Source organism: Streptomyces sp. IBSBF 2435 (assembly GCF_036815005.1).
Classification (GTDB): domain Bacteria; phylum Actinomycetota; class Actinomycetes; order Streptomycetales; family Streptomycetaceae; genus Actinacidiphila.
This window is the reverse complement of the sequence record NZ_JAJSYW010000234.1, coordinates 1-8903: the sequence shown is the minus strand read 5'-3', so window position 1 is coordinate 8903 and position 8903 is coordinate 1. Positions and strand designations below refer to the sequence as shown.

Annotated in this window: 5 protein-coding genes; all 5 read left to right on the top strand. The window is 75.2% G+C overall.

Translation table 11 applies throughout. From position 1 onward, the window contains the following. Nucleotides 1-1930 (top strand): non-ribosomal peptide synthetase (locus tag V7E46_RS30195; RefSeq protein ID WP_333771391.1); only part of this gene is annotated, 1930 nt, incomplete at its 5' end. Further along, nucleotides 1927-4968: a beta-ketoacyl synthase N-terminal-like domain-containing protein gene (locus V7E46_RS30190; RefSeq protein ID WP_333771390.1), complete on the top strand. Its 3042-nt coding sequence runs from the start codon at nt 1927-1929 to the stop codon at nt 4966-4968. The genes V7E46_RS30195 and V7E46_RS30190, both read left to right, overlap by 4 nt. Before the next feature lie 26 nt (nt 4969-4994). Continuing rightward, nucleotides 4995-5726, top strand: a complete 732-nt coding sequence (locus V7E46_RS30185) for a thioesterase II family protein (protein WP_333771389.1) — start codon at nt 4995-4997, stop codon at nt 5724-5726. A gap of 9 nt (nt 5727-5735) precedes the next feature. After that, the gene (locus V7E46_RS30180; RefSeq protein ID WP_333771388.1) at nt 5736-7274 is read left to right on the top strand and encodes a methylmalonyl-CoA mutase family protein; all 1539 of its coding nucleotides are present in this window, start codon (nt 5736-5738) and stop codon (nt 7272-7274) included. Then, nucleotides 7262-8903 (top strand): asparagine synthase (glutamine-hydrolyzing) (gene asnB, locus V7E46_RS30175; RefSeq protein WP_333771387.1); only part of this gene is annotated, 1642 nt, incomplete at its 3' end. The genes V7E46_RS30180 and asnB, both read left to right, overlap by 13 nt.

The following is an 8903-nucleotide window of genomic DNA, read 5'->3' as shown; positions in this document are numbered from 1 at the left end:
CGCCCGGAAGGCAGGCCGCCCCGTGACCCGCGAGGACCCCGCCGCGCACCCGCACCCCGTCCCCCCGCTCCCGCCGGTGCACGAACTCGTCGCCCGCCGGGCGGCCCGATCCCCCCACTCACCCGCCGTGGTCGCCGGCGGCCGGGTGCTGACCTACCGGCAGCTCGACCGCGCCGCCGACCGCCTCGCCCGGACGCTGCGCGCCCTGGGCGCCGGACCGGGCCGCATCGTCGGAGTCTGCCTCCCGCGCGGCCCGCAGTACGCGACAGCGCTCCTGGCCGTGCTGAAGTCCGGCGCCGCCTACCTCCCGCTCGACCCCGCGCAGCCGGCCGGCCGGCTCGACGGGCTCGCCGCGGCGGCCGGGGCGAGCATCGTCCTTGCCGCCCCCGGCGGCCCGGCCCCGGCCGCCGAGCACGTCCTGCCCTGCCCGCCGGACCCCGCGCCCGGCGGCGGCCGGGTCCCGGACGCGCCCCGGCCCGCCGCCTCCCGCCCGGACGACCTGGCCTACGTGGTCTTCACCTCGGGTTCCACCGGCGAGCCCAAAGGTGTGATGGTCGAGCACGGCTCGCTGTCCAACCTCGTCGCCTGGGACACCCGTACGGCCGCCCTGACACCTTCCGACCGGTGCACGCTGATCGCCTCACCGGCGTTCGACGCCTCGGTGTGGGAGCTGTGGCCGGCCCTGGCGGCGGGCGCCTGCCTGCACGTCCCGCCGCCGGAGACGGTGCTCGCCCCGGACGCCCTGCGCGCGTGGATGGTCCGCACCGGGGTGACCGTCTCGTTCCTGCCGACGCGGCTGGCCGAACCGCTCATCGCCGCCCCGTGGCCGGACGGCACGGCCCTGCGCCTGCTGCGCACCGGCGGCGACCGGCTCCGCGGCCGGCCGCGCCCGGACCAGCCGTTCCTGCTGGTCAACAACTACGGGCCGACCGAGGCCACCGTCGTCGCGCTCGCCGGCCCCGTGCCCGCCGGCGACGACACCGGCGCCCCTTCGCTGGGCGTCCCCGTCGCCGGCGCTGTCGCGCTGGTCGTGGACGACGGCCTGCGTCCGGTCGGCCCCGGCACGACGGGGGAGCTGTGCCTGGGCGGTCCCGGCCTGGCCCGCGGCTATCTCGGGCGCCCCGACCTGACCGCCGAACGGTTCGTCACCCGCCCCGGCCCCGGCGGCGGCCCCCTGCGGCTCTACCGCACCGGGGACCTCGTGCGGCTGGGGCCCGACGGCACCTACGAGTTCCACGGCAGGGCCGACGACCAGATCGCCCTGGACGGCCACCGGATCGAGCCCGAGGAGGTGGTCTGCGCGCTCCTCGCGCTGCCCGAGGTGGCGGCAGCGCACATCGGCCTGCACAACGGCCGGGTCGCCGGATGGCTGGTGCCCTCCGGGCCGCCCGGCACCATCGTCCCTGCCGCGGTCGCGGCCCGCCTCGCCGAACGGCTGCCCGGCTACATGGTTCCCCGCCAGTGGGCCGTCCTGGAGCGGCTGCCGATCAGCTTCGGCGGCAAGGTGGACCGTGCCGCGCTGCCCGCCCCCGCCTCCTCGGCGTCCGCCCCGCACCGGGCGCCGCGCGCCGGTGCCGAGCAGACGGTGGCCGCGGTCTGGCGCGAGGTGCTCGGGCTGGAGGAGATCGGCGCCGACGACGGATTCTTCGACCTGGGCGGCCACTCGATGCTCCTGGAGACCGTCCACCTGCGCCTCCAGGACCTCACCGGGCGCACCTTCCCCCTGATCGCGCTCTTCGAGCACCCCACCCTCGCCGCCCTGGCCGCGTTCCTCGAAGGGGGCCCGGACGCGGCCCCGGCCGCCCCGCCCCTGTCCGCCGCCGCGGCCGAACGCCGCCGCGGCGGGGTCTCGCGGCTCCGCCGGGGCCGTTCCCGGACCGGCACGTCCGCGTCCGGTCCTGCCGCCGACCTGGATGGAGGAACCCGATGACCGACGCGCTTCCCGACGACCCGGACGGCGCGCTGATCGCCGTCATCGGCATGGCCGGGTGCTTCCCCGGCGCCGCCGACGTGGACCAGTACTGGCGCAACCTGTGCGCCGGCACGGGGCACATCACCACATGGACCGGCCTTCCCGGCACCCCCGAGGGCCATGTCACGGCCCACGGACTGCTGGCCGGCGCCGATCTCTTCGACGCGGACTTCTTCGGGTTCTCCCCCCGCGAGGCCCTGGTGATGGACCCTCAGCAGCGGGTCTTCCTGCAGTGCGCCCACCATGCCATGGAGGACGCGGGGTACGGCTCCGTGTCCTGCCCGCAGCCGGTGGGCCTGTTCGCGGGGGGCGCCACGACCCGCTACCGTGCGGCGTTGGAGTCCCAGCGCGATGCCCTGCCCTTCGTCGACGACTGGCAGATCCACCTGTCGACCGCCCCCGACTTTCTCACCCTGCGCGTGGCGCAGCGGCTGCGGCTGCGGGGCCCGGTCGTCACCGTGCAGAGCGCCTGCTCGACCTCTCTCGTCGCCGTCCACCTGGCGTGCCAGTCCCTGCTGGCCGGCGAATGCGCTCTCGCCCTGGCCGGCGGCGCGACGGTGCACGTGCGGCCGCCGCGCGCCTCGTACGTCGAGGGCGGAATCGTCACCGGCGACGGTGTCGTGCGGGCCTTCGACGCCCGCGGACGCGGCACGGTCGGCGGCAGCGCTGCCGGCCTGGTCGTCCTCAAGCTGCTGGCCGACGCCCTGGCCGACGGCGATCATGTGCACGCCGTCCTGCGCGGCAGCGCCGTCCACAACGACGGCGGCGATTCCGTCGGCTTCACCGCCCCCAGCGTCGAGGGCCAGGCGCGGACCGTGCGCGCCGCCCAGCTGGTCGCAGGCGTCGACGCCCGCACCATCACCTACGTGGAGGCCCACGGCACCGGTACCCCGCTCGGCGACCCCATCGAGGTCGCCGCGCTGACCCGGGCGTTCCGCGAGGACACCGGCGACGCGGGATTCTGCGCGCTCGGATCGGTCAAGACCGCCGTCGGTCACACCGATGCCGCCGCCGGTGTGACCGGCCTGATCAAGACGGTCCTCGCCGTGGAGCACGGCGTGATACCCGCGAGCCTCAATTTCGGGGTTCCCAACCCCGACATCGACTGGGACCGCGTGCCCTTCCGCGTCGTCACCGAGCGGACGGACTGGCCGCGCGGTGACGGTCCGCGCCGTGCCGCCGTCAACGCCCTGGGCATGGGCGGCACCAATGCCCATGTCGTCCTGGAGGAGGCCCCCGCGGCCGCCGCCGCGCTTCCCGACGGCCGCCCGCAACTGCTCGTGCTCTCCGCCAAGGACGCCGCGGCCCTGGAGGCGGTGACCGACCGGTTCGCCGAGCGCCTCGCCGCCCCGGACGCGCCGCCGCTCGCCGACGCCGCCTGGACCGCGCAGACCGGCCGGGCGGCGTACCGGCTGCGCCGCTTCGCGGTCTGCGCGGACGCCGCCGAGGCCGGCCGGGTGCTGTCGGCACGGACCCCGGGACGGCTCCTGGACGCCGCCGCGCCCGGCCGCGCGCCCTCCGTCGTCTTCCTCTTCCCCGGCCAGGGCGGCCAGCACCTGGGCATGGGCCGCGACCTGTACGCCGCCGAGCCGGCCTTCCGCGGTGCGGTGGACGAGGTCTGCGGCCTCGACGCCGGCCTCGGCGCGGGCCTGCGCGCCGTCTTCGCGCCGCCGGACGATCCGGGCCGGCAGGCCAGGATCGCGGAGCGGCTCGCCACCATCGAGATCGGCCAGCCCGCCGTCTTCACCCTGGAGTACGCCCTGTGCCGGCTGTGGGAGTCCTGGGGGGTGCGTCCGCACGCCGTCCTGGGGCACAGCCTCGGCGCGTACGCGGCCGCCTGCCTGGCCGGCGTCTTCACCCTGCCCGACGCCGTGCGCCTCGTCCGCGAGCGGGGCCGCCTCCTCCAGTCGCTGCCGTCCGGGAGCATGCTGGCACTGGAACTCCCCGAGGCCGAGGTCGAGCCGGTACTGCCCGCCGGGCTGTCGGTCGCCGCAGTCAACGGCCCCGGCCGCTGCGCGGTGTCGGGGCGTACCGAGCTCGTCGAGCGGTTCGCCGCCGGCCTGCGCGACCGCGGTATCGACTCGCGCCTGCTCAAGATCGCCACGGCCGGCCACTCGGCGCTGGTCGAACCCGTCATGGACGCCTTCGAGAAGCTGGTCTCGCAGGCCGGCCCGCAGGAGCCCCGGGTGCCGTTCGTCTCCGACATGACGGGGGAGTGGGCGGCCGAGGGCCAGCTGACCGACCCCGCCTACTGGTCGGCCCACCTGCGCCGCACCGTGCGGTTCGCCGCGGCCCTGCGCACCGTGACCGCCGGGCAGGAGCGGACCCTGCTCGAGGTCGGCCCGGGCCGTACCCTGGCCACCCTGGCCCGGCAGCACCCCGATGTGGGGCCGCGCCACCTGGTCGTGCAGTCCCTGCCGCACCCGAACGACGAGGCGGGCGACCATCTGACGATGCTCACCGCCGCCGGACGCATGTGGGGGGCCGGCGCCGTCCTGGACTGGGACGCGATGCGGCACGGCGCGCGGCGCCGCGTCAAGCTGCCCCTGTACCCCTTCCAGGGCCGGCGCTTCCTCGTCGAACCCCGGGAACCGTCCCCGGCGTCCCCGGCATCCGCGGTGTCCCCGTCCGCCGGGGACACCGCCGTCCGCGCCGCCGGGGTGCACCTGGGGGAGGAGCCCGTCACCCCGTCCCGGCCCCCGGCCGCGGCGGTGCCGGCGGATGCCGCGGTGCCGCCGGCCGGCGGACCGCCGCAGGCCGGCGCCGACCCGGTACGGCGGATCGCCGCGGTGATCGCCGCCGGCCTCGGACTGCCGGCCGTGGAACCGCACGACAACTTCTTCGACCTCGGCGGTGACTCCCTGATGGCCACCCGGCTGGCGGCCTGGATACGCCAGGAGTTCGGCATCCCCCTGACCACCGCGGACTTCTACACCGGCCCCACCCCGCACGACCTGGCCCGTGCCGTCGCCGCCCGCCGGGAGGCGACCCCGTGACAACCGTCCCTTCGGGAGGCGACCCCGTGACAGCTGTTCCTCCGCGGTGGCTCGTCCGGCGGTGCGCACGGCCGTCGGCACGGCTGCGTCTGTACTGCTTCCCGCACAGCGGCGGGCTGCCGGGCGAGTATCTGTCCTGGTTCGAGGCTCTTGCGGATGTCGAGTGCTGGGGTGTGCAGTCGCCCGGGCGGGGTTCCCGCATCGCTGAGACGCCTTTGCGGGATGTCCACCGGATGGTCGAGGAGTTCCTCGGCGTGTTCGCCCCTCCGCAGGAGCCGTACGCCTTCTTCGGCCACAGCCTCGGTGCGCTCGTGGCCTTCGAGACCGCCCGGGCCCTGCGCGACCGCGGAGCACCGCAGCCGCGGTTCCTTCTGCTGTCGTCGTGTCCGCCGCCGGCCGCGCCGCGGGACGGCCGGCACCTCGCGGATCTCGATGACGCCGGCCTGCTCGCCCTCACCGAGGAGCGCTACGGCCCGCTGCCGGCCGATCCCGCGCTGCTCGCTCTGGTCATGCCGCTCTACCGGGCCGATCTGGCGGCCTACGAGACCTACCGCTACCGTCCCGGACCGCCGCTCGGCCTGCCCGTGCGGGTGGTCGGCGGCGACCAGGACACCACCGGGGACGTGCTGGCCGGATGGGGCCGCGAGACCACCGGGCCCTTCGGGGTGTCCCTCCTGCCCGGCGGCCACTTCTACCTCAGAGGCCGGCCGCAGCGCCGGGAGCTGCTGCGGATCACCGGCGAACTCCTCCACGACTAGGAGCCACTTATGGGCACGCCGGGGACATACCCCTACGACGCCGGGATCCACCCCACCGGCTACACCACCCGGCCCTGGACGATCCGGCAGCTCGCCGGGCTCGGGGACCCCGAGGACACCAACACCCGTTTCCGCTACCTCCTGGACCGCGGCGAGACCGGGCTCTCCCTCGCCTTCGACCTGCCCACCCAGATGGGCCTCGACCCGGACGACCCGCGGGCCCTCGGCGAGGTCGGCCGGTGCGGGGTGTCGATCGCCACCGTCGACGACCTCGCCGCGGTCTTCGCGGGCATCCCGCTGGACGAGGTCTCGGTCTCGATGACGATCAACGCCACCGCCCCCGTGCTGCTGGCGATGTGGATCGTGGTGGCCGAGGAGAGCGCGACCCCGCCCCCGGCGCTGCGCGGGACGCTCCAGAACGAGATGCTCAAGGAATGGCTGGCCCGCAAGGCCTGCGTGTTCGGCCTCGACGACAGTTTCCGCCTCTCGCTGGACGTCGTCGAGTACTGCGTACGCCACCTGCCCAAGGTCAACCCGGTCTCCATCTCCGGCGGCCACGCCCGGGAGGCCGGCGCCGGCCGCGACCTGGAGATCGCCCTCGGTATCGCCGACGCCGAGCAGTACGTGCGCGGCATGCTGGAGCGCGGCTTCACCGTCGACCAGGTCGCCCCGCAGCTCAGCTTCATCTACGGCGCCCACATGGAACTGCTCGCCGAGGCGGCCAAGTACCGCGCGGCCCGCCGCCTCTACGCCCGGCGCATGCACGACCTGTTCGCGCCCCGGGACCCGCGCAGCCAGAAGATGCGCATCCAGGTCAACACCTTCGGCTCGGTCCTGGCCGCCTCCGAACCGCTCAACAACGTCGCACGCACCACCGTGCAGGCGATCGCCGCGGTGCTCGGCGGCGTCCAGTCCCTACACGTGTGCGGGTTCGACGAGGCCACCCAGACCCCGGGCGAGCTGTCCGCCCGCGTCGCGCTGCGGGTCCAGCAGATCCTCCAGCAGGAGACCGACCTGGCCCGGTACGCCGACGCCCTCGGCGGCTCGGCGGTCATCGAAGGCCTCGCCGGCGACATCGAACGCGGCGCGGCCGACTGGCTGGACCGGATCGCGGCACGCGGCGGCCTCATGGCGTGCCTGCGCAGCGGCTGGCTGGAGGGCGAGATCGACGAGGCCGCCTACCACGACCGCGGACCGCTGGTCGGCGTCGCCGACGCCGACCACAGCCCGGCGGAGGCCGCCCTCGTCCGCCAGCAGCGGGCCTCCGGCGTCATCCCCGGCCGCCGCCGGCCCGTCAGCGCCCGGCCCGCCCCCGCACCCCTGGCCCGGCTGCGGACGGCGGCCGGCCGGCGGGAGAACGTCGTCCCCGCCCTGCTGGAGGCCGCGCGGGCCCGCGCCTCGCTCGGCGCCATGTGCACCGCGATCGGCGACGGATTCCGCGACCGGGCGGAACGCGACGCGCAGCACGGCGCCCCCGCACCGGCGCACCGGCCTCCCGGCACCCCGGACCACCCCACCGACAGGAGATCAGACATATGTGCGGAATAGCGGGTTTCGTCGACTACCGTCCGGCCCACCCGGGACAGCACGGACTCGTCACCGCGATGACCGACGCGCTCGCCTGGCGCGGCCCGGACGACGGGCGGGTGTGGACCGGCGAACACGCCGCCCTGGGCACCCGCCGCCTGTCCGTCATCGACGTCGCCGGCGGCGTGCAGCCCCTCGTGCACGACGTGCCCGGCAGCGCACCGGTCGCCCTCGCCTACACCGGCGAGGTCTTCAACTACACAGAACTGCGCGCCGAACTGCGCACCCGGGGACACGCCTTCACCACCGACAGCGACACCGAGGTCGTGCTGCACGCCTACCTGGAGTGGGGCGCCGCCTGCGCCGAACGCCTGCTGGGCATGTTCGCCTTCGCGGTCTGGGACGGCCGCAGCGGCGAACTGGTCCTGATCCGCGACCGGTTCGGCATCTACCCGATGTACTGGGCACACGTCCCCGGCGGCCTCGCTTTCGGCTCCGAGATCAAGGCGCTGCTCGAACACCCCGCCCTGCCCGCCCGGGTCGGCCTCGACGGCCTGCGCGCCGTCATCGGCTTCGTCAAGCGCCCCGAATCGGGCGTCTACACCGGAGTGAACGAACAAGTGCCCGGCACCGTCGTCCGCTTCGGCCGCGACGGGACCGCCGTCCACCGCTACTGGTCCCTCCAGCCCCGCGACCACACCGACGACCTCGACACCACGGTGGCCACCGTCCGGGACCTGCTGGAGGACTCCGTCCGCCGCCAGGTCGTCTCCGACGTGCCCCTGGGATCGTTCCTGTCCGGCGGTCTCGACTCCAGCGCGCTCGCCGCGCTCGCCGTGCGCCACCTCAGCCCCGACAACGGCAAGCTGCGCACCTACGCGGTCGGCTTCGGCCCCGCCGAGGACTTCCGCGCCGACGACATCCGCACAACCGCCGACGGCCCGTTCGCCCGCGCCATGGCCGAGTACCTGGGCACCATCCACACCAGCGTCGACATCGCCGGCGCCAGCCTGATGTCCCCCCGGACCCGCTCCGACGTCCTGCGCGCCCGCGACATGCCGACCCCCCTGGGCGACCTGGACACCTCCCTGCTGCTGCTGTGCCGGGCCTTCCGCGAGGACTGCACCGTCGCGCTCACCGGCGACGGCGCCGACGAGCTCTTCGGCGGCTACGACTGGTTCCTCGACCCCGGCCTGCGCCGCGCCAACGGCCTTCCCTGGCTGGAGTTCGCCCGGCACAAGCTCGGCCCCGGCGGCGCCACGTACACCGCGATGCTCGCCCCGGACCTCGTCGAACGCCTCGACCTGCGCCGCTACGAGGAGGACGTCTACCAGTCGGCCGTCGCCGGGATCGAACTGCTCGACGGCGAGAGCGGGACCGACCGCGACATCCGCCGCATGACCCACCTCAACCTCACCGGCTACCTGCGCATCATCCTGGACCGCAAGGACCGCATGGGAATGGCCGCGGCCCTGGAGAGCCGCGTGCCCTTCCTCGACCACCGCCTCGTGGAGTACGTCTACAACGTGCCGTGGGCGATGAAGTCCTTCGACGGCCGGGAGAAGAGCCTCCTGCGGGCCGCCGTACGCGACCTGCTGCCGCCCTCGGTCCTCTACCGCAAGAAGGCCGGCTACCCGCCCACCAAGGACC

Bases quoted from the DNA above. Each gene is read 5' to 3' on its own strand.
- V7E46_RS30190 (WP_333771390.1), top strand. From the start codon at position 1,927: ATGACCGACGCGCTTCCCGACGACCCGGACGGCGCGCTGATCGCCGTC.
- V7E46_RS30180 (WP_333771388.1), top strand. From the start codon at position 5,736: ATGGGCACGCCGGGGACATACCCCTACGACGCCGGGATCCACCCCACC.